Genomic DNA, 21,061 nt, shown 5'->3' on the forward strand with positions numbered 1-21,061 from the left:
GTTTATTCCTGTACCAACATCCGGCAGGTTTCCTGACTTGTACATCAGCACGCGCAATCGCCTTCCCAATCCGGATCGGATCAGTGGCCATACATAACGCAGATTGCGCGCTCCTTACTCACAGTGACGAGATCGCACAGGTTTTTCACCTGTTTCCCTATTACCCATTATCCGCCAAACACGGACAACGGCACCGGATGTTCTTAACTCGATATGTTTTATATCCTACCACTGAATTTCTAAAAATGCAATATGCTTAAGGGGGGATGATTGAGAAAGGGGAACGCTGCCGGGATGGCCGGGGGCGGAATGGTGAGGGTGAAGGGATGAGTCTTCAGTCCCGGCGGATGGTTGTGGTGAGGGGGAATCCGGAGAAAGACTTTACTGCGGGGACTCGCTCCCGCTTGTGAAGCGCACAGCGGATGCTAGGCTCGAAAATACCTCGCCAAGCACCGGCGGGCTTCAAGGTCCCCTTCGTAAAGTTTTTCTCCTCCTTCCCCCGGGCAGGTTGTCGACGGGACTGAAGGCGCCGGGGTGATCGCGTTCCATTCCGCTCGGACTGCGGCAGCTGATTTGTTCTGTTCCTTCAAGTGGCGAGGGGGATTGTCGCAGCCACTATGTTGTTCGAAAAAATGAGGGGGTTCTACATGTTTTTGGCGAGTTCCGTAAGAATCTTCCTCCTCTTCATGACCATCCGGCCGGGGCGGATGAGTCATTTATATGACTCGGACGCTATCTTAGAGGTGGACTTAGCGTTCGGCTAAACAATTAAGTCCGCCGTTCTGGCGTACAGGCTGTGGTATGACGAATAAATCCGGTCATACAGCAGGACGTTTTCCGGAATCGGTTTGTATGTCTCTTTCTTCATTGACACGAACCGGGCGGCGGCTTCCTCCAGGGTGGTAAACAGCCCCGTGGACACGCCGGCCAGAAGACAGGCGCCGAGGCAGGCCTGCTCCGTTACACTGCTGACGAAGATCTCTTTTCCCAATATATCTGCCTGAATCTGCAGCCATAGGGGGCTTGATGCCCCGCCTCCGGAGGATATGAGCCGGTCGCAGCGGTTTCCCGCCTGTTCCAGAATTTCCATGCAGTCACGCAGTGCGAAGGTTACGCCTTCCGTAACGGACCTTGCCATATGTTTTCCCGTGTGGGCCAGATGGAAGCCGAAAAACATCCCCCTTGCATGGGGATCCATATGCGGAGTCCGCTCTCCTGTCAGATAAGGCAGGAAAATCAGGCCCTCGCTTCCCGCGGGAACCTCCCCTGCCATCGTGTTCAGCATGTCGAATCCTTCCACTTTCAGAATGTTGTCCTTCAGCCATTTGAGGGACATCCCGGCGTTCAGGACCGCGCCGTAAATGGTATAGCCCCCGTTCACGCCGTGGCAGAAGGTCTGGGTCCTAAACGACGGATCGTAAACCGGATTTTTACAAAAAGCAGATATCTGTCCTCCGGTTCCGATATTACAGATAAAGGTCCCCTCTTTAAATACTCCGTTTCCTATGCTTTGGGCCTGTTGATCCCCCAGGCCGAAGATGACCTGCACCGACTCACTGAGTCCCGTCTGCGCGGCACATTCGCGGCTTATCCGTCCCTGGACCGCACCCGACTCGCTGCACTCCGGGAAGATTTCTTCCGGCAGGCCGCACAGGCCGAGAAGTTCCCAGGCCCAATCGCGTTTTACAAGATCAAACATCAGGGAAGCCGATGCGTCTGTGGCCTCCGCACCAAATAAACCGGTCATCTTATAACGGATATAGTCTTTCGGCTGCATGACCTTGTAAATTCTGTCAAAGCATTCCGGTTCATGTTTTTTCACCCAGCAAAGCGACGGCAGTGCAAATCCGGGAAAGATTCTGTTGCGCAGGCAGTCCGTCCGGATCCGCTCCGGGATCCGTTCTGCCAGTTCCAGACACTCTTCCCCTGAACGTTGATCCTGCCACAGGATGGCAGGCCGGATCGGACGGCCGTTTCTGTCTGTCATTACAAGGCCATGCATCTGCCCTGAAAACCCCACGGCAGAGACCGCTTCAAAATCCCTGCCGTGCTTCTCCCTGAGACGCGATAGACAGGCCAGCACAGCCTCCCACCACAAATCCGGCTCCTGTTCCGAGTACCCGATCTGAGGTATGGAAACGTCGTACATCTCACTCTCCACTCCTATGACGCCCGTCTTTTCATCCAGCAGCATGACTTTTGTCCCCGACGTCCCGATATCAATTCCCAGTATGGATGCCATCTTTTATTCCTCCATTCCTCCCTGTGTGTCAGGCTTATTATCTTATTACCTATGCCTTTATCACCTTATGCTTCAATCACCTTAAGCTTCAATCACCTTATGCCTTTATCGCTTTACACCTTATCCTTACATAGTCCGAATACCATTTTCCATCACGGTACAGCTTTTCTCTAAGCCGCTCCACCGCATCACCGATGATTTCACTTCTCAACGCCTTGTCCACTCCGTCAAAGGGAGTCTTTATAAACATGTCAATCCAGTCATACAGGCCATCGTCCCCCTTCAGTTCGGTGGGTCTGTCGAATAATACGGCGTAAACGACTTTAAAACCGTTTTTTTCAAGCAAAGAGGCATATTCGCCGATGGTCGGGAAATAAAAGGGCATTTTGTATATAAGTCCCCTGTCCGTAAAAGCCTGCCTGAGCGCCTCATGAATCAGGACATTATTTCCGCTTCCCCCAAATTCAAAGACAAACTGCCCGTTGTCTTTCAGCGCCCGATACACACAGCGCAGCACATCCTCCTGTTTTTCTTTGGCAATCCAGTGAAGCACCGCATTGGAAAAGACGATATCCACTTTTTCCGGAAGTGTAAAATCGGACGCATCTCCCTGGTAAAATGTAAGCTCCGGATACGTTTCCCCGGCAATCTTAAGCAGTTCGGGGGAGGCGTCCAGGCCGGATGCATTTGCCCCCAATTCTGACAGTCTGTTTGTCAGAGCGCCGTTTCCGCATCCTAAATCCAGCACGGATGCCCCATTCTCCAAGTTAATCAGTTTAATGACGTCATTGCCATATTCGTGCACAAATGAAAAGTCCTGAGTATATTTGTCTGCATTCCATTTGAGAGCCATAATTCTACCTCCTGACGGCCGGAATTTTCTTTATTTTGCCGTTTAGTTTCATTATACAGGATTCATTTTTATAAAACTAATTATTATTTTAAATATATTGATCGAAATTTTTGCACATTCTAACCGTGAGGTAAACTGAACTGGCAGAGTATTTACCGTTTATGGTATGCAGGGAATGTCTGAAGGGGATAATTCAATTGGAAAATGGATTATATTCAGGATAAGAAATCTCCTCCGAATAGGGTTGAAGCCAGGCGTTTAAGCCTGGCTCCGTGAAAGAATATAAGATAGACCTGGAAAAGTCTACTTTATATAAACGTTTTAGATTTTAATTTGTGACAGGTTTTTACCACTTTTTCCAAATTTTTTTAAATTTATTTTTCTTTCTCTTTTACTTCCGGATTACGCCGTTGTTTTGCTGCAACAGGCGTTCATTTATTGATATTGATCTGGATTAAAGCTTTGCCTTTCTGCGTTCTCCGCTTGGGGCTGAATTGGGTAATATCATATATTTCGCCATATTTTTTGCTCAGCTCGGCAAACTCGCTCTTTACATTCTCCATGTCACCGCCATCCATATGTTCGTCTATGGTTTCCATCTGGGGTCTGAGCGACGGCTCGATGTAAACATACAGCTGATAGTAATTCACCTTATACTCTTTTTTGTTTTCAGGCGTATTGTCCGATATGCATTTTCCGATGCTCCCGGCATACTGCTCGTACAGATACAGGCTGCGGCAATTTTTCTCTCTGGAACCGTTTGTCTTTATAAGCACATATACCGCCATTAATACGGCGGCGATGGCTGCTATCACACTGATAACTTCTGAATCTAAATACATGGCATGTATGTTCTCCCTTCCCATTTTCCCCTATCTTATCACAAAATCCGACAGAAGAAAACCTTCCTGCGCCGCATTAATACTCCTGATAGACCCGGTAGCATGACTTTCCTTCTTTTTTCGCCTGATAAAGAGCCTGGTCACTGCGCTGCAGCAGCAGGTCGATTTCCATCTCCGGATCGGCGCTCTGGGCAATTCCGATGCTGGCCGATAAACCGCCGGCCTCCTGCTTCCCGCAAAAGTTGTCCCGGATCTTTTGAATGAGCCGTTCCGCCTCCTGCTCCAATTGGGAGATACTGCATTCCCCCAGCCGAACCATCAGGAATTCATCTCCTCCCAGCCTGGCCACAAAATCATCCGGAAAAAATTCCATCAGAATCTTTGCGGTGCTGATCAGTATCGCATCCCCCACCTTATGGCCCCGGGTATCATTGACTTCTTTAAAACGGTCGAGATCAATGTACATCAGGCTGACCGTCTTATTATCCCGGTTATTGTGGATATACTGATAAAAACACCGCCTGTTGTAAAGCCCGGTCAGAAAATCCGTATTGGAGCTGTGGCGTATCTGCCGTTCCAAATCACGTTCCACCGTTACATCACGGAAAATACACAGCTTTCCCACCACATTATGAAACACATCATAGATGGAACTTTCATGGATTTCCAGCACCTTTCCGGAGCCGTCCCCGATGCATACCTTGGCCTCAACATATCCTTCGCTGTTGATCGAATGTCTTTCTTCAAACGCGTGCGCCGTCCACTCATTATAGTCATGTCCAATGACCGACTGCTTGTCCGTATGGAAATATTCTTCAAACTTCATATTGGCATTAATGATTTTACCGCAGTTATTCCATAAAAGAATTGCATAGGGCATGCTCTGGAGAAGAATTTCCATCTCCGCGCTCATGTTGACAAGATCCGTGACATCGTGGCCAATTCCAACGGTTCCCAGAACCGTCTTCCCGTCCCTGTCCAGGATTGGGGTTTTATAGGTGCGCAGCTGGCGCAGGCCCCTGGAGCACTTTACCGCCTCGGTAAACTGCAGCGTGTGGAGCGCCTTGATTACCGCATCCTCGGACTCCCTGCAGGATGCTTCCCCATTCTCCAGATCATCCGGGGAGACTCCCCAGATATAGCAGTGATCCCGCCCCGTCACATCCTCCCTTGTCTTTCCCACAACCGAGCAGAACGCCTTATTGACCTTTACATGGGTTCCTTTAAGGGATTTAAACCACAGCATGTCCGGGATACTGTCGATGGCCGTATCCAGATAGGTCTGTGTCATATAGAAATCGTAACGGAGCTTGATCTGTTCCATGATACGCGCCAGACGGATCCTGATCCGCTCCCCGTTCAGAGGCAGCTCCCAGAATTCGTCTGCGGCCTCTAAATCAGGGGCTGAAAATTGATCAATTTCCTCATGCCAAGCGCAGTAAATCAGCGCCGCCCCCTCCTTGCACATCTTCCGTATCTCCGAAGGCGGCGTTTCCCCTTCCAGATTCCAAATCACCACATCGCTTTGTTTCAGTAATTCAGGTGCCGGCGCGGACTCAACAGCAATTTTATGGGTAAAATGCTCCAGAGGCTCAAGCCGGCCAAGCACACTTTCAATCATCGGATTCCTGCCAAATATCGTGATTTGACTTTCGCATTGGTACATGTGACCCCTCCCCGCTTATTGCGGCGCGCCTACAGATAGAGACGTTCAAATTCCGAAGCGCTGACAGGTCTGCCGAACAAAAACCCCTGTATGTAATCCGGCGACGCCTGTCTCACAACCCCCAGCTCCGTTTCCGTTTCCACACCTTCCACACAGACGAGTGCGGAAATGCTGTGTGCAAGTTTGATGATATACTCTAAAAAGATGTATTCGTAACTGCCTTTCTCAATTCCCTTTATAAAGCTGCGGTCAATTTTCAATACATTGGCAGGCAGTCCTTTTAAGTGGCTCAGTGATGAATATCCTGTTCCGAAATCGTCGATTGCAATTCCGAAGCCCATAGCCTGCAGGCCTCTGAACTCCTGGTTGATAATATGTAAATTGGGTACCCAGCAGCTTTCCGTCAGTTCCAGTATAAAACGCTCCGCCTCCAATCCCTCTTTGGACTTTTCCCTCAGATATGCCAGCAGGTCATTTTCTTTCAACTGGATGTAGGAGACATTTACACTCATCAGAAATCCGGGGAATTTACTCTTCCACGCTTTACGCTGCCTGATGCTCTCCTCCAGCACCCATTTCCCAACCTGGGTAATGGAACGGCTCTCTTCCAGGAGAGGGATAAATTCCACCGGAGAAACCTCCCCGTGTTCCGGCGAATGCCAGCGGAGCAGCGCCTCCGCCCCCACTACCTTTCCCGTCTTTGCCTCCACCTGGGGCTGGTAATACACTTCAAACTCCCGGCAGCCGTTCTTAACGCAGGAATGCAGACTCTCCTGAAGCTCCATGATCCGCATCTTCCGTTTATAGATATCTTCGGAAAAGAAAGCCAGCTGGTTTTTTCCGTTCATCTTGGCTATCTCGACCGCATTCTCCGCATTTCTGAACAGCTTCTGATAGGTTACCCCGTCTTTGGGGAATAAACATGCTCCTGCCGAAACGGATACCGGAAGCTGCTGCCCATCCACCGTGAAATGGTTGCCTATAAAAATCTGTATATTTTCGTAAATACCTCTGATATTTTCCTCCGTGCCGCCCTGCATAAAGAAGACAAACTCGTCTCCGTCCAGGCGGTACAGCGGACAGCCTTCGGGCAGCAATGAGGATATCAACGTGGAAATAATATTAAGGACACGGTCGCCAAACGCATAGCCGTGTTTCTCATTGATATTTCTAAAATTGTCAATATCCAGAACAACAACGATTCCCTGAGCCGGTATCCCCTGATTGAAAAGCAGTTCCAGATCTTTCTCAAACTGGCTCCTGTTTCTCAGGCCGGTGACATTGTCAAATTTATTCTGTCTCCCTATATTGGAGATCCTTCCGATCATGAAAAGAGGCCGGTTCTGCCTGTCCTTTTTTACTGTGCCCCTGCATGAAACCCAGATGATACGGCCGGCTTTATTACGGACCCGGTATTCCATGTCATGGTAGTCCCGGCTGCCCTTTTGGATCCGCTCCATATCCTCAAGCCATACGGGAAGATCTTCAGGAACCATAATCCTGGACCATTCAGCTACGACATCTGTTTCTATCAGACGGTCAATGTCTAAATCTTCGAATGCATTTTCCGATATATAAAAAGTTCCGTTTTTAATATCCCACAGGAATAAATAATCATCCGTGGTCTCGGAAAGCAGATCCATAATCGTATTTGCTGTAAACATCTCTTGCTTTATCATGTCCGGCATGTTATCCTCCATACGGGTTGTCTGTCAATTTCTCTTATTTCATCAATCTTCCGAACAGATACCCATAATTTTCTTCCTACCAAATCCGTTTCATTTCAGAACCGGTAAAAAAAGTATATTTCTGGTAATATATAAATCTACTATAGCAAAAAGACAGGCGTGTTTCAATCACTTATGAAAAAGAAATTCCTCTCCGGGGCATTGAATTTCCGCCGTGCTCTATCACCCGTCAGACCACACAAAGCAAAATCTGATGCATGAGAGACTGCCTGCCGCTCTTTTTACAGGATATTTCAGTATTATGTAAACTATTTATTGATATGAATATTCTGTTTACGCCGCGTTTCATCTGCCTCATGTTCTTCTATATCAACTTAATATTTATGCATCTCCATGCATACACCGTGTTCTGATTCTATCTGTTTTCCGGTTTCTCCTCTTTTTCCCTAACCCGCATTATAGAGAAGCAGGGCCAGGAAGAAAAAGCTCCCCGCCACGGGAGCAATGATCTCAATTGCCGCCCTGACTTTTCCCGTGTCTTTAAATATCACCAGCAAAATCCGGTACGCTTATGGACGCCGCCACCGGCCTTTTATGGGCAGTTATAATCGTATAGCTATAGGCATTTACCGTTATCTCACAGTTCCCCGTGTCCGCGTACCAGTTCTTGCCCTTTCTAAAAATAACGGTTTCAGGAGCCTGTATCTTCTCCCTGCACCAGGCAACCGCATCCTCCGTGTCCAAAGACAGATTTTTTATAATCCGTTTTGCACCGAGTTCCGTCGTATGCAGTTTATCAAGATTCAAAATCAGCTCACATCCGTATTTTTCAATCACATTCCCATCCTCCTGTTTTACGCTGTTTCCCGTTCCGCCTATTCTATTATCTTACCATTTTAAGCAGTCTAAAAACAAGGAAAGAGAACAAATATAAATACATATTCCCTGATTCCCGTTACATTGATTGGACGCAAGCACTGTTACGCCAGCCGGACGGCGGATAAATCAAGGGGATTTACCTTTATTTTAACCGGCATTTAAACAGGCAGCAAGGTCTCACCCTGCCGCCTGCATTATTCCTTCTTTAATATTATTCTTCATATCACGACGCCACCTCTGCCATGTGGGACAGAGCTGCGCCATTCCTGACATATCCTTCGTGCCGCCCGCGCTGAGCGCCTTTGCACGCGTCATAGGCCCCCCTGGTTCCAACTCCTGTCTGTTCGTTTATTCCTAAAGGAGAGGGAGCACCGGCCGAAGGAAACCGGTGCTCTTACAAATGAAAAAAATACTCGGGGTTGGGGACTCCCACTTATTAAACGTTTCAAGTGTTGCGTTTGTGACAGATAAAACGGCAAAATATATGTTTTTTCAACACTTTTTCTTCGGTGACACATACCACCGATATTTCTTTCATATTTTCTCGCTCTCACCCATCCAGATACTGCTCTTCAAACTCCGTAAATGGAAGGGGCTTACTATAGAAATATCCCTGGATTAAAAAGCATTGCAGCTCCTTCAACACGTCCAGTTGTTCCTGATTCTCGACGCCCTCCGCCAATACCTCCACGTTCAGTTCCCTGCATAAGGCAACAATATTTTTAACAATGATTCTCGCATTCCGGTTGATGAGCAAATGGTTCACGAGGCTCTTGTCCAGTTTCAGATTATGGAAATGCAGCAGGGACAGGAAGGAAAGATTGCTGTACTTGGTCCCGAAGTCATCCAGGATAATGCGGAATCCGGCCTGGACTATCTGGTTGCCGATCTGGGCAACCGTATTGCGCGCCACCTCGCCCAGACTTTCCGTTATTTCAATCTCAACCAGACTCCTGTCCACGCCGTAGCGGAGGATAATCTGTTCCATCTTCCCAATGAGATTTTCCTCCAGCAGAGTCGCCCTGGAAAAATTCAGTGAGACGGGTATCTGCGGTAAATCACATTCCTTCCATTTCTTAATGAGCCTGCACACCTCCTCGAACACAAAGAAATCAATGTAATGAATGAGTCCAACCGTCTCCAGATAGGGCACAAATTTCCCCGGGGATACTACTCCATACTTTTTATCCCGGTACCGTACCAGGGCCTCCGCTCCGCAAAGCTGATTGGTCTTCGCATTGATTTTAGGCTGCAGGTACACCATAAAATGATTCTGGGCGATTTCTTCAAGCAGTGTCTTAAGCGCACCTGCACTGCGGCGTACCGTACTGTACTGCTGTTCATCGTAGTAAGCCCGCTTTGCGATTAATCTCCGTTCATCCGCGCCGGATATGAGAAAATCCAGGTTGATATCGATATCCGCCCACGCACTTCCCACTGAAACGCTGCATATCTCCTGCAGACGGCCTTTCATCCGGTTCAGGCGCATGTTAAAGGAATCCTGGGAAATGTTTTCACAAATCAGCAGAAATTCATCTCCGGAAAACCGGTAAACCCTGGCAGCCGGATATTCCGTCTCCATAATATGGGCAATAATCCGGATCATGCCGTCCCCATATGCATTGCCGTTTTTCTGATTGATTTCCTTCAATCCGTTAATATCAACCGAAACTACACCCAGAGAGATCAGCCCCTCCTCACGCAGGTTCATGCGGTACTCTTTGTAACTGTTCCTGTTTAAGACTCCGGTCAGTTCATCGTGGTAACTTAAAAACTCCTGTTTTTCCTGCAGACGCCTTTTAATTAACTCGTTGGACAAAAAGTACCGGATCGCCATAAGAATAGACGTATTGTCCGTGTGTCTGCGCGGATTGTCAATTCCAATATAACCTATCGGATTATCGCCCTCGTTCAGAATTCCAAAAATACAGGAGAAAATGCCCAGATTCTTAAGTATCGGGAATAGCTCGGGATGATTCTCCTTCAGGCGGCCGACATCTTCAACATACCGGAGCTGTCTGAAATCCTCCTCCGAACGTTTCATTTTTTCCGCCTTGAAAAGCCGTTCTGCAGTATTGGTGATTGAGATTAATTCATCTTTTTTCCACTCATAGACTTCGCGGATGCCGCCCCGTCCGCCCTCCAATTCTATAATATATGCCCTGTCCCCGTCGTAATAGTCGGCCAGTTCCTGCAGCGTATGCTCCAGCGGCGGCCGTAAATCGGCTGTGCTGACAAGCGAAAACATGCATTTTAAGAGAATTCCCTCGCTTTCGCTGTCATAGCCGGCGCCGTTTACGGATTCCGGCGGCAGAATCCGGGCGGATTTATTGCCTCCCTCGCCATTTCTGTTCTCATTGTAAACAAATATGTTTCCGGCCTCCGATGTCTTTGCCGAATCCAGCGCCGCTCTCGCCTTCCGGTACATCGCCTCAAACTCTGTCCCGTTATGATTATCAAATACCATGCCGCAGAAAACGTTCACGGGTTTTCGGATCTCCGGGAACATGTACGGAAGGGCCATGGCCTTTATCACTTCCTCCGTCCCCCTCCATATCAGATCCGGTTTGGGGCTGTTATAGAAAAAGACCACAAACTCATCGCCATAAAATCTGCCGATAATCTTTTCGCTTGTAAAACGTATCTTTAACTGGCTCGCCAGCTCCTTCAGGATACTGTCGGCCGCGATATAACCGCTGCTGCGGACCAGGTTGGTAAATCCGTCCACATCGAAAATAAGCAGGGAAAAAGAGTTATTTTTCTTATGTGCCTTAGCCAGGGCATCGCCAATCATCTGTATGGCTGTGTCCCTGTTATAAACACCGGTCAGCATATCGTAATCTGCACGGCGCTTTAAGGCAAGTTCCAGATTCTTCTTCTCATTGATATCCTCCAGCGTGCCGTAAATATACAGGTCTCCACTCTCCACATCGCGCAGCAGCTGGCCGGTGGCGTTTACCCAGGAAAGACTCCCGTTTTCATCCTTTCTCCGGTATTCAAAATTGATGGAAGTTGTGCCGTTTTGGTAAGCCTGCTGCAGGGCCTCCCTGTTCATGAGGACTTTCAGGCGTTCCATATCCTCCTCATTGACCATGGTTTTATTATGTATTTCCATTAACCTTTCGTAGGTCATCCCCGGTGGATAGTTTTTATGGGAATGCGCTTCCACATACTCCACGCAGTTTTTATCCAGATTGCACCGGAAACTGGCCAGCATTCTGCTGTCAAAGGCCATCCTGAGCTGCAGTTCCTGCTGGTATGTTTTTTCCGCCCTTTTCTGCTGTGTGATATCCTCACCAATGGCAACGGCGCAGGATGGTTCTCCCTCCGGCGTAAACAGCATGGTATAGTGAATGCGCTCCCACCACCAGAAACTTTTGTCCGCAGAACGGGTAAGAATATCCGCCTGCACATGATGATGGCCGTTTTCTAATTTTTGGTACATATCAAACAGCTCCCGGCGGCTGCGGTGATGCACATATCCTCCGGATATCAGGGATTCCGGTACATTTCCAAGTATCCTGAAACCATGATGTTCTTCCGCGCTTTCCGTCAGGCGGAGTGTGTGGGTTTTGACATCATATTCCCACACATTAATGTGGGTTTCTTTTAATGCGGTCCGGTAAATCATTTCCTGATGGGCTATCTCTTTTTCCAACAGTGTTCTTTCTGCTATATTTTCTTGTTTCTGCAGCCGGATGGCGTTATTCTCTTTCAAAAGAAAGAGGTGGATAATCCGGCTGACCATCAGCAGTGTATATTGTTCCTCACCACTGCCAACCCGCGTACCGTGACAATCCTCATAAATGATGACGGTGGAGACTTCCTCACTCTCTTTCATACAGCAGGTGATTGCAGCCATGGCCCCATGGTCTGTAAACCACTGTCTAAGAGTTGGCTCCTCAATCTGGTCCGTATTCAGGTAAACGGTGATGTCTTCCTTGAGAGGCAGGCCGTCAATATCCAATCCCGTGCCGTTATCGCACCTTTCTGTTCCACCGGGAATATGTTCGCGGTTCCACCGGTACGTGTTTACAAGCTTCCGTCCGGCACCCCTCTCATAGATAAATATCTGATCCGCATAAAAAACGCGTCCTATTAAATTCATTAATATTGCAATTGCCGTACCCGTATCCGGATTTTCCAGAAAAATACGGAAAACATGTTCTATAATATGATCATGGAAGCTTTTTTTCATGACCCTGGACGGCGTGTCGGAATCTCCGGTTTCCGCCTTTGCCATATCTTCCCCATAAATGCAGTACCATCCTTTTCCCTGCTTTTTAACATGGTACATCGCTGCATCTGCCTTTGCAAAAAGAGAACGGAAATCGCTGCCGTGCCCCGGATAAAAGCTGATACCGATGCTGCAGCCTATTTTAGCGGCGCCTTCTTTGACCGTAAAGTTTCTGGACACAGCCTCAATACGTTTTACCTTATCTTCGATAATGCTGCCAGTTTCCACATTAGTCATGAATACAACAAATTCATCGCCGCCTATCCGCGCTATCAAATCATCCCGCCGGAAAATGGTACGGAGGCTGTTGGCAAACTCATTCAGAACACTGTCTCCATATAAATGGCCGTAAGTGTCGTTGATACTCTTAAAATTATCAACATCAATAAGCATGAAGGCGGCCGGATTGTGGCAGCGGTTCATATACTCTTCGATCTGTGCAATACATTCTCTCCTGTTTAGCAGGCCTGTGAGAGGATCGGAAGTCGCCTCTTTCTGCGCCTTTATAATCTCTCTTTTGCGCTGGTCTATATCCGATATAATTCCCAGTATTTTCGCAAGACGGCCTTCGGCGTCCCGGAGCGCCGCGGCATGGACATCCACCCAGATATACGAACCGTCGCGCGACTTAATCCGGTACTCGCACTCCATATCGGTCTCTCCCTTCAGCAGGGACTGGAAATTCTCCCGGAGAACCGGCTTATCCTCATCATAGATGATATCAGTGGAAAACATGGAATCCGGAAAACCCTGTGACGGTATTTCATAACCAAATTTTTTCTTGAAATTAGGCGAATAATAGATGGAGTACGTCGTACAGTCCAGATCAAATATAATATCCTGAATATGTGACAATATAATGTCATAACGCTTCTCATTAATTTCAAGCTGTTCCTGTGCTCTTCGTTCACGGCTGATATCGTGGAAGATGCAGTGGAGCAATTGCCCCCCACCGGCATCCTCAACCAGTTCCGCACTGACCCATACCCAGCGTATCCGGCCGCCTTTTACCACAAGGCGGTTTTCATATCTGAAAACCTTATTCGCAGCGAACTGCCTGTCTGCTTCCTGCAGAAGGATTTCACGGTCGCCTTCATAAATCGCGTCTAAAACATGGTTGTCAAACTGCTTTGCAAATTCCTCCCTGGAGTATCCCAGGAACCTAAAGAGACTTTCGTCGGCACTTATTAAAGTAAAAAATTTATCATAACGGCAGTTAAATATTCCCCCATCAGCCGCCCCAGCCATATCTGTATTATTTTTCAATAAAAATCATCCCCCTCCTCTTATTTCCCCGCATTGCCGCAGTTTCACGGCAGTCCCCAAATTGTGTCCACAATAGTATTAGTATTATTTTACCACTCAGGTATCCGATAAGCAATACGGCGGATTCATAGTATGGCTCTCTTTCCTGCATAGCAGCAGACTTTTTCGCATCCAGTGCAATCTCCGAATTTAAAAATCCTTCAAAGTTTGCAGTCGCTGAATTGCTGCTGTAAACTTTGAAGGATTTAATTTTTGCTGTTTTGTTAACCCTGACGCCTGGATAACAGGTTTTATTTATTCCCGTACAGGGCAATTTCCTGTATCTGACGTTCGTCGTATTCTCTGCATACCTCGTCCACACTTGCGCCTTCACAGAGCTTGACGCATAATTCTTTAATTGTATTCCAGGTATTAAAATGCAGTGCAAAGTCCTGGTTGGGAACCTGCCGGACGGCAGACAGATTCGCTACAAGCCTGTCAGCCTGCGGCAGGGTAGCAGCTTTATTCCCCTGAGCCGAAGAAACCTTGCCCAATCGTTCTGCAATCCCGTTTAATGTTTCGATCGTGCACATATTTTCAACAATCATCAGCGCTTCATCCAGATGCTCCGATTTCGGGTTTACCGACAGCCTCTGATCCGCCCCCACGACGCAGACGGCACCGTCCGGAAGAACGGGCATCGCCGTCATCTCCACTTTAAAGGGGTAATTGGGGGAAAACGCCTTCTTACGGCATATGGAACTGATAAAAGCGCATTTTTCCTCTGCAAAGAAGGAGATTTCTTCCTCCGAATTTGGCAGCGTGGCAAGGGTCCTTTCCACATCCAGGTACTCATTTTCTATCATAGTCTGAAGAAACAGGAAGCCGTCTTTCATATAGGTGCTGACCGGAGTTTCACCGGCGGCAAGCGCTTCCACCAGTTCCCCGCTCTGCGGGTGCTGATACAGCGGCCCCAATCCTGCGCACATTGCCGGGACACTGATACCGAAATCTCTGTTGCTTCCATAGGGAAGAATCCCATTTTGTTTAAGCGTTTCGCAAACGTTCCAGAATTCTTCCGAATTCTCCGGTACATTCAGGCCGTACCGGTGGAGCATGTCCACATTCCAGATCAGGCCGAAACTTGTATAGGATAACGGAACCGAAAACACTTTTCCATTGCATGTACTCTGTTGAAGGGCATCTTCGGACAAGTTATTAATACATGGAAGAGCAGACAAATCATAAATATATCCCCTTCTGTCGATCTCCAGCACATCTTCCGCCGTTATAACATAAAGATCGTCCGGCAGCCCACTCTCCAGCCTCTTTAACAGCAGCTCCCGGTAAGAATATCCTTCATCTGCATAAAAATCGGCATAATCGCTGTACACAATGAGATTACTATCATATTTGGGATTAATGACATTGGTACAGCAGTCATTCATTACGTCAGATATGTCCGCCCCCTGGGCAAACAGAGATATCGCAACCTCCGGTACATTCTCATCCAGATAAACTTTGGGTTTCTTTTCCTTTCCCGCGCAGCCGCTGCAAAGCAGGCCGAGCACCAGGACGGCTGTTACCGCTCCTGCTCTCTTTGTTTGCATTTCCTCTGTCCCCCCATTTTTTTATCATAATACATTCCGATTATCTCAAACATCTTATCAATGTTAATCGGTTTAGCAATATGGCTGTCCATCCCCGCATCTCTGCATCTCTGTATATCCTCCTCAAATGCATCGGCAGTCATGGCAATGATCGGAATACCACTCTTATCCCAGTCGGGAAGTTCCCTGATTTTCTTTGCCGCCTCTAACCCGCCCATCTCCGGCATATGGATATCCATTAAAATTATATCGTAATAGCCCGCTTCACTCTGTTCTATTTTCCCGACCGCCTGCAGGCCGTTCTCTGCGCTGTCTACTTCAATTCCGGCCGAATTAAGAAGTTCCACGGCAATTTCGCGGTTGAGCTCATTATCTTCCGCCAGCAGGATACGAAAATCCTTAAACTGATACTGCGGCATCGATCCGGAGACTTCCTGTGTTTTCCCGGAAGGCCCCATGATATACAACCGCAGTTTCTGCACCAGTTCCGAGCGGAATATCGGTTTTGTAAGGAATCCGTTGACGCCTGCCTCTACGGCCTCCGACTCCACCTCTTCCCAGTTGTAGGCGGACAGCAGGATGATTGGTATGTCGGTTCCGAGTTTTTTGCGGATACGGCGCGTGGTCTCTATCCCATCCATCTCCGGCATCTTCCAGTCCACAATGACTGCAAAATAATCGCTTCCCGTTCGATGGGCCCTCTCTGCCGCCTCTACCGCCTCACGGCCGCTCAATGAGCAGTCCACGTAGACGCCTGCCTCCTCTAACATGGTTTGTATCCCTTCACACGTATCCGGGCTGTCGTCCACAACGAGGACGGTATATCCGGCCAGGGATTCTGCCTCCATACTGCCGGATTCGGACAGCGGCAGGGGCAGGATGACTGTAAATCTTGAGCCGGCGCCAGGCATACTCTCAACACGGATTGTACCACCCATAATATCAATGATATTTTTCGTAATTGCCATCCCCAGCCCGGTACCGGTAACCTTGCTCAGACGGTTGTCCTCCGCCCTTTCAAACGGATTAAAGATACGTTGCACAAAGTCCGGCTCCATACCGATTCCGTTATCCTCCACTTCAAAAATAATGTCTATCATTCGGTCTTTTCGTTTTCTCTCCCTGAGCCTGATGGATATTACCCCTCCCTCCGGGGTATATTTGACGGCATTGGATAAAAGATTCATAAGGATTTTCTGTATATGCAGGGCGTCTCCCATGACAAGATCATAATCCAGCACGGAAGATTTAACCCGCATTGTATGGCCTTTTTTCATTAATTCCGGTTTAATCAGGAGCAGCACGCTGGAAATCAGTTCCGGTAAGTTGACCGGTTCACACTTTAAGCTGAATTTTCCGCTCTCGATCCGTGACATATCAAGCACTTCATTAATGAGGGAAAGCAGATGATCCGACGCGGCGGAAATCTTGTTAAGGCAGTCTTCCACCTTCTCCCGGTTGCCAAGATTCGCCCGGGCGATTGCAGTCATGCCTATGATTCCGTTCATCGGGGTGCGGATATCGTGGGACATGGACGAAAAGAAGGCAGTCCTGGCCCGGTTATTTTCCTGAGACTGCAAAAGGGCGTCTGCCAAATCTGCCCGCATATGATGTTCCCTTGTTGTGTCCCGCAGTACCGCCAAATACTGCCCGTCGTCCGCCAGAAGAAAGTGCACCTCCGTCCATCGCTGAAGTTCATCGTCCATACCGGTCTGGTATTCTTTCCGTATGTTCTCTTTAAGGCGTCCGGTAAAAAATGCATTCCGATATTCATCATTCTCCGGCACTCCGCACCGTTCGAACAGAATGTCCGGCTGGACAGCAGCCTGTTCCGGTTCAACATCATATAGTGCACCGACATTATTTGACACCATCTCCACTCTCCGGCCGGAAGGCGTATAAAGAAGGAAAGCAAAATCTATATTGGAGGAAATATTCTGAAAAAGACGTTCCCGGTAAATGCGGCTCTGTTCCCGTCCTTTCATGGACTCACGGCTAAGAAGCAATACCGTAATCAGCAGCAGCGCACCTGCAAGCTCCGCAAATGAAATAGCTACCATATTGATTATTTCTGATGATTCCTGTTGGAGGGCACTTTTAGGCATGATTGAAAGAAGGTACCATTTATAGGAATTTCCCTTTGGAAGAAAGCATAGAATGCTGTCCTCGCCATGGAATTTGATATCTATCGTTCCGGCCTGGTTATTCCGTAACAAGCCCCTCAGTGTTTCCTGAATGACGGGCCCATTCCCGTTTTCTTCCAGAAAAGCATAAACATCATCCGTCTCTGAACCCGTGCTTTCAATAATCCAGGAACCGCTGCCATCCACAATAAAAGCATATCCGGCGCCGTTGCTGAATGTGAAAAGGGATGGATCCTTATAGCTGGACAGCGTCTTGTCCGCATAGAGGGCGCCAATCTGTTCCCCATCCAGCCAGACGGGGGACTGAAACGTAATTTGCAGACGTCCGCTGTTGCCGATATATGCATCAGAGTAGCCATTCAGCCCCCTCGAAAGAGCTATGTCCTCAAAAGGCAGAGATCCTGCATCTACCTTCTCTCCGGCGCTGTCGATACCCGCGCCGTCCGAATTTATGTAAAAGAACCGGTAAAAGTCCGTTGCATCGGCATAATTGGCAAGAATGCTGCCTGCTTCTGCAAAATCCCCGCTTAATGCATACAGACCGGCAAAGGAATTTAACCGTTCCTCATCATTGCGAAGCTGACGCCGTATACTGCTTTGCACAATCCTTGCAGAGTCGAGCATTCTCTGATTTGAACCATGATCCATTTTTTCTGTAATGCGGCCAAGCATGGAAAAAATAAAAACCGCGCTCAACAGTAAAAGAACGACAACACCTGATAAAATTATAATAGAGCGTTTTTTATACCCCTTCATATTTTCTCCTCGATTTACGGCGGGCATCAATACAGAAAATACTGCCCGTTTTCTCAGATTACATATATACCCTGAGCAAATTGGGCACTGGTTTGATTGTATCACTCTTTGCATATTGACGCAATGAAATGCAAGGATTCATTTATGGAATACCCCAATTCTTTTTACCGCTCACAGCCACGAAAAGCATAGACGAAAAAACAACTCCTGTCCAGCAGATGGATGATATGGACGGCTTAAGCGTGATTAAAAGCATTATAATCTTAAACACAGAAATGATTCTATCATCTGGTACAGGCGGACTGGATCTATCGGTTTTGCCAGGTGCCCGTTCATTCCAGCCTCGCCCGCCTTCACAATATCCTCATGGAAGGCATCAGCCGTCATGGCGATAATCGGAATCGTCTTGGCCAACGGATGGCTGGACTGGCGGATTGCCCTGGCGGCCTGATAACCGTCCATAACAGGCATCTGCATATCCATCAGTATTAAATCATAAGTCTCCCCTTTACTGAGGAATAAATCCAGCGCTTCCTGCCCATTACACACGCAATCAATCTCTAACCCAACCATTTTGAGCAGCTCTACTGCTATTTCCTGATTGATTTCATTATCTTCTACCAGTAACACATGATGTCCTTTCAGATTATCATTCATCCTTTGGCTCCCGATATTATCAGCCACACGTTCGATACCAGTCACTGTAAGAAGCGTGTTGTACAGGGTTGAGGCAAAAATGGGCTTGGATAAAAATGCATTAGCGCCTGCTTCCCGTGCGTTTTGTTCTATAGAGGTCCAGTCATAGGCTGTCATAATAATAATCGTGGTATCCGGACCCACGAACTCCCGAATCCTCCGGGTTACTTCTATCCCATCCATGTCCGGCATCTTCCAGTCGATAAGACACACATCGTATACTTCTCCGGTTCTATGGGCAGATAAAACCTCTTCTACACATTCAGCCCCTGTCTGCACCCAGTGTGACAGAATCCCCAGATTTTTCAGCAGCAGCGAGGTATGGATACAGCAGTCCTGGTCATCATCGGCCACAAGAACCTTGAGTGCTTTTAATGCCTGGTGATTGCAGGAAGAAGCATTTTCGCTTGTCTCATCTACATCAAAGTCTAACTCTACCGTGAAGGTAGTACCCTTTTCTAATTCGCTTTTTACTGTAATTGTGCCGCCCATCAAAGTGACCAGATTCTTAGTAATGGACAACCCCAAACCTGTACCGCCATATTTTTGGCTTGTGGAAGCATTTTCCTGCTCAAATGGCTGAAAAATTCTGTTCATAAATTCCTCACTCATACCAATTCCGGTATCTGTTACCGTAAAGCGCAGGCGTACCCGTTGGTCCTTCTTTTGTATCTGACAGATTTCCAGACGTATCGTACCGTTGGCCGGTGTAAATTTGACAGCGTTGGAAAGGAGATTAATTAAAACCTGGTTCAAACGCAACGAATCACCAATCAACACCGTATCGGTAAGATAGAGCAAATTCATGGAAAAATTAATATCCTTCGCAGTCGCCTGAGGATAGAAAATGGAAGTAAGAGATTCGGCCACGTTCTCCAAATTGAAACTTTCGCAGGCAATAGTCATCTTTCCCTCATCAATTTTTGACATATCCAAAACATCATTGATGAGTGTCATCAAATGCTTCGATGAGTAAGCAATTTTTTTCAGGCAATCTTCTACCCGTTTGCGGTCTTCTATATAGGCTCCTGCGATGGTTGTCATGCCAATGATCGCATTCATGGGCGTACGGATCTCATGGCTCATACGGGAAAGAAAGTTCTGCTTAGCCGCATTCGCATTCTGCGCATTGACCAGTGCATCCCTGAGGGCCTGCTCTTTCTGTATTTCCTCTGTCTGGTCGGAAAGGGATACAATATAGCGTGTTACCTTTCCCCCTGTAATTTCAGGATAGCACCGAATCTTAACCCATCGTATTTGTTCTGTTGTAAGGTGCATCCGTAAATCTATGCTCTTGTTGACCTCCGAATCTGTACGCACGATAAACTCTGCAAAAGCGTTCTGGTCTTCTTCGATAACCAGGTGCGTCAGCAACTCCGCCTTCTCCATGACGGCGGAATCTTTTATTCCAAGGACATGCTCACAGTTAGCGCTGACATACTCCAATGCGTCTTTCTCCTGATTATAAATCAGAAATACCTCATCCACATTGGAGGCGAGAATATCAAATAAATGTTCCCTGTATTGGATCTCCCTGATATTTTTACGTTCCTGCCAAAATGCAAACAGAAAGAAAGCAGGAAGAAAAATTGTAAGCACCGTTGATGAAATAATAGCAGTCGCAGATGTATCCGCCGCACTCTGCTCCAAATTTCGAATTTTACTGTCTGCAAAGGAAATAATAGTGTCCAGAGCCTCCCCTACCGCATTATATTTAGGATATAAATATTCCGACACATACTGCGCAGTTTCTTCTCTGCTCATGGGGACAATGATTGGTAATGCCTCATTCTGCGTATTTTCCAAATCCTGCATGGCCGATAGCAGCTGTTCGGTATCTTCAACCGGTCCGAGATATTGGCTGGTAATAATTTTTATAGAACTGTACTGCATGTCGTACCGGTTATTCAGCGTCTGCTCCACCTCGACTATATCGGTTTCCGGATCCGCAACTAAATTCAGCAAAAATCCCTTCATGTCCAAAAGCCGCGACCTCATGGCCCTGGATTCATTGGAAACCGTATAAGGGTGCTCATAAATCATTGTAGCTGTTTTACGTAATTGACAGGTGGAAAAAATGCTGAAAATCGATAAGCCGATTGCACACACACAGACCAGGACCAATCCAATATTTCTTACATCCATTTTCTTTTTTTGTACATTCATGACGCTGACTCCTCTTGCCATAAAATGGCTGCCTTAA

Annotated in this window: 12 protein-coding genes and 1 riboswitch; all 12 genes read right to left on the minus strand. The window is 47.5% G+C overall.

What is annotated here, in order from left to right; genetic code table 11:
• Window positions 1-4: 4 nt before the first annotated feature.
• Window positions 5-213, minus strand: a riboswitch (cobalamin riboswitch).
• Window positions 214-760: 547 nt separating this feature from the next.
• The 12 genes from xylB to V3C10_17580 all read right to left on the minus strand — a co-directional run bounded on the left by xylB (window position 761) and on the right by V3C10_17580 (window position 21,024).
• A complete protein-coding gene (xylB, locus tag V3C10_17525) occupies window positions 761-2,242 on the minus strand; it encodes a xylulokinase (protein WVP61092.1) in 1,482 nt (493 codons plus the stop codon).
• 97 nt (window positions 2,243-2,339) lie between these two features.
• On the minus strand, window positions 2,340-3,095 hold the full coding sequence (locus V3C10_17530; protein WVP61093.1) for a methyltransferase domain-containing protein: 756 nt from the start codon (window positions 3,093-3,095) through the stop codon (window positions 2,340-2,342).
• Window positions 3,096-3,526: 431 nt separating this feature from the next.
• Entirely contained in the window at window positions 3,527-3,937 is a 411-nt protein-coding gene (locus V3C10_17535; protein ID WVP61094.1) for a hypothetical protein, read from the minus strand.
• 76 nt (window positions 3,938-4,013) lie between these two features.
• Complete coding sequence (locus V3C10_17540) at window positions 4,014-5,603, minus strand: diguanylate cyclase (GenBank protein WVP61095.1); 1,590 nt, start codon at window positions 5,601-5,603, stop codon at window positions 4,014-4,016.
• Between the two features lie 29 nt (window positions 5,604-5,632).
• Window positions 5,633-7,291 (minus strand): GGDEF and EAL domain-containing protein, encoded by a 1,659-nt coding sequence (locus tag V3C10_17545; GenBank protein WVP61096.1) that lies wholly within the window; start codon window positions 7,289-7,291, stop codon window positions 5,633-5,635.
• Between the two features lie 540 nt (window positions 7,292-7,831).
• Window positions 7,832-8,128 carry a DUF3781 domain-containing protein gene (locus V3C10_17550; GenBank protein ID WVP61097.1) on the minus strand — a complete coding sequence of 99 codons (297 nt, stop codon included), beginning with the start codon at window positions 8,126-8,128 and terminating at the stop codon, window positions 7,832-7,834.
• 219 nt (window positions 8,129-8,347) lie between these two features.
• A complete protein-coding gene (locus tag V3C10_17555) occupies window positions 8,348-8,485 on the minus strand; it encodes a hypothetical protein (protein ID WVP61098.1) in 138 nt (45 codons plus the stop codon).
• 235 nt (window positions 8,486-8,720) lie between these two features.
• The gene (locus V3C10_17560) at window positions 8,721-13,673 is read right to left on the minus strand and encodes a diguanylate cyclase (GenBank protein ID WVP61099.1); all 4,953 of its coding nucleotides are present in this window, start codon (window positions 13,671-13,673) and stop codon (window positions 8,721-8,723) included.
• Window positions 13,663-13,986: a hypothetical protein gene (locus V3C10_17565; GenBank protein ID WVP61100.1), complete on the minus strand. Its 324-nt coding sequence runs from the start codon at window positions 13,984-13,986 to the stop codon at window positions 13,663-13,665. Before V3C10_17565 ends, V3C10_17560 begins: the two co-directional genes overlap by 11 nt.
• Window positions 13,964-15,262, minus strand: coding sequence for an ABC transporter substrate-binding protein (locus V3C10_17570; protein WVP61101.1), 1,299 nt, complete (start codon window positions 15,260-15,262; stop codon window positions 13,964-13,966). The genes V3C10_17565 and V3C10_17570 overlap by 23 nt, the downstream gene beginning before the upstream one ends.
• Window positions 15,235-18,162, minus strand: coding sequence for a response regulator (locus V3C10_17575; GenBank protein ID WVP61102.1), 2,928 nt, complete (start codon window positions 18,160-18,162; stop codon window positions 15,235-15,237). Before V3C10_17575 ends, V3C10_17570 begins: the two co-directional genes overlap by 28 nt.
• A gap of 255 nt (window positions 18,163-18,417) precedes the next feature.
• Window positions 18,418-21,024 (minus strand): response regulator, encoded by a 2,607-nt coding sequence (locus tag V3C10_17580; GenBank protein WVP61103.1) that lies wholly within the window; start codon window positions 21,022-21,024, stop codon window positions 18,418-18,420.
• Window positions 21,025-21,061: the final 37 nt, after the last annotated feature.

Origin of the sequence: [Clostridium] symbiosum (assembly GCA_036419695.1) — a bacterium.
Lineage (GTDB): Bacteria > Bacillota > Clostridia > Lachnospirales > Lachnospiraceae > Otoolea > Otoolea symbiosa_A.

What these genes read in the sequence shown, in the direction of transcription:
- V3C10_17570 (WVP61101.1), bottom strand. Translation starts at nt 15,262, where the DNA reads ATGCAAACAAAGAGAGCAGGAGCGGTAACAGCCGTCCTGGTGCTCGGC.
- V3C10_17540 (WVP61095.1), bottom strand. Translation starts at nt 5,603, where the DNA reads ATGTACCAATGCGAAAGTCAAATCACGATATTTGGCAGGAATCCGATG.
- V3C10_17555 (WVP61098.1), bottom strand. Translation starts at nt 8,485, where the DNA reads ATGACGCGTGCAAAGGCGCTCAGCGCGGGCGGCACGAAGGATATGTCA.
- xylB (WVP61092.1), bottom strand. Translation starts at nt 2,242, where the DNA reads ATGGCATCCATACTGGGAATTGATATCGGGACGTCGGGGACAAAAGTC.
- V3C10_17535 (WVP61094.1), bottom strand. Translation starts at nt 3,937, where the DNA reads ATGTATTTAGATTCAGAAGTTATCAGTGTGATAGCAGCCATCGCCGCC.
- V3C10_17530 (WVP61093.1), bottom strand. Translation starts at nt 3,095, where the DNA reads ATGGCTCTCAAATGGAATGCAGACAAATATACTCAGGACTTTTCATTT.
- V3C10_17545 (WVP61096.1), bottom strand. Translation starts at nt 7,291, where the DNA reads ATGCCGGACATGATAAAGCAAGAGATGTTTACAGCAAATACGATTATG.
- V3C10_17575 (WVP61102.1), bottom strand. Translation starts at nt 18,162, where the DNA reads ATGAAGGGGTATAAAAAACGCTCTATTATAATTTTATCAGGTGTTGTC.
- V3C10_17580 (WVP61103.1), bottom strand. Translation starts at nt 21,024, where the DNA reads ATGAATGTACAAAAAAAGAAAATGGATGTAAGAAATATTGGATTGGTC.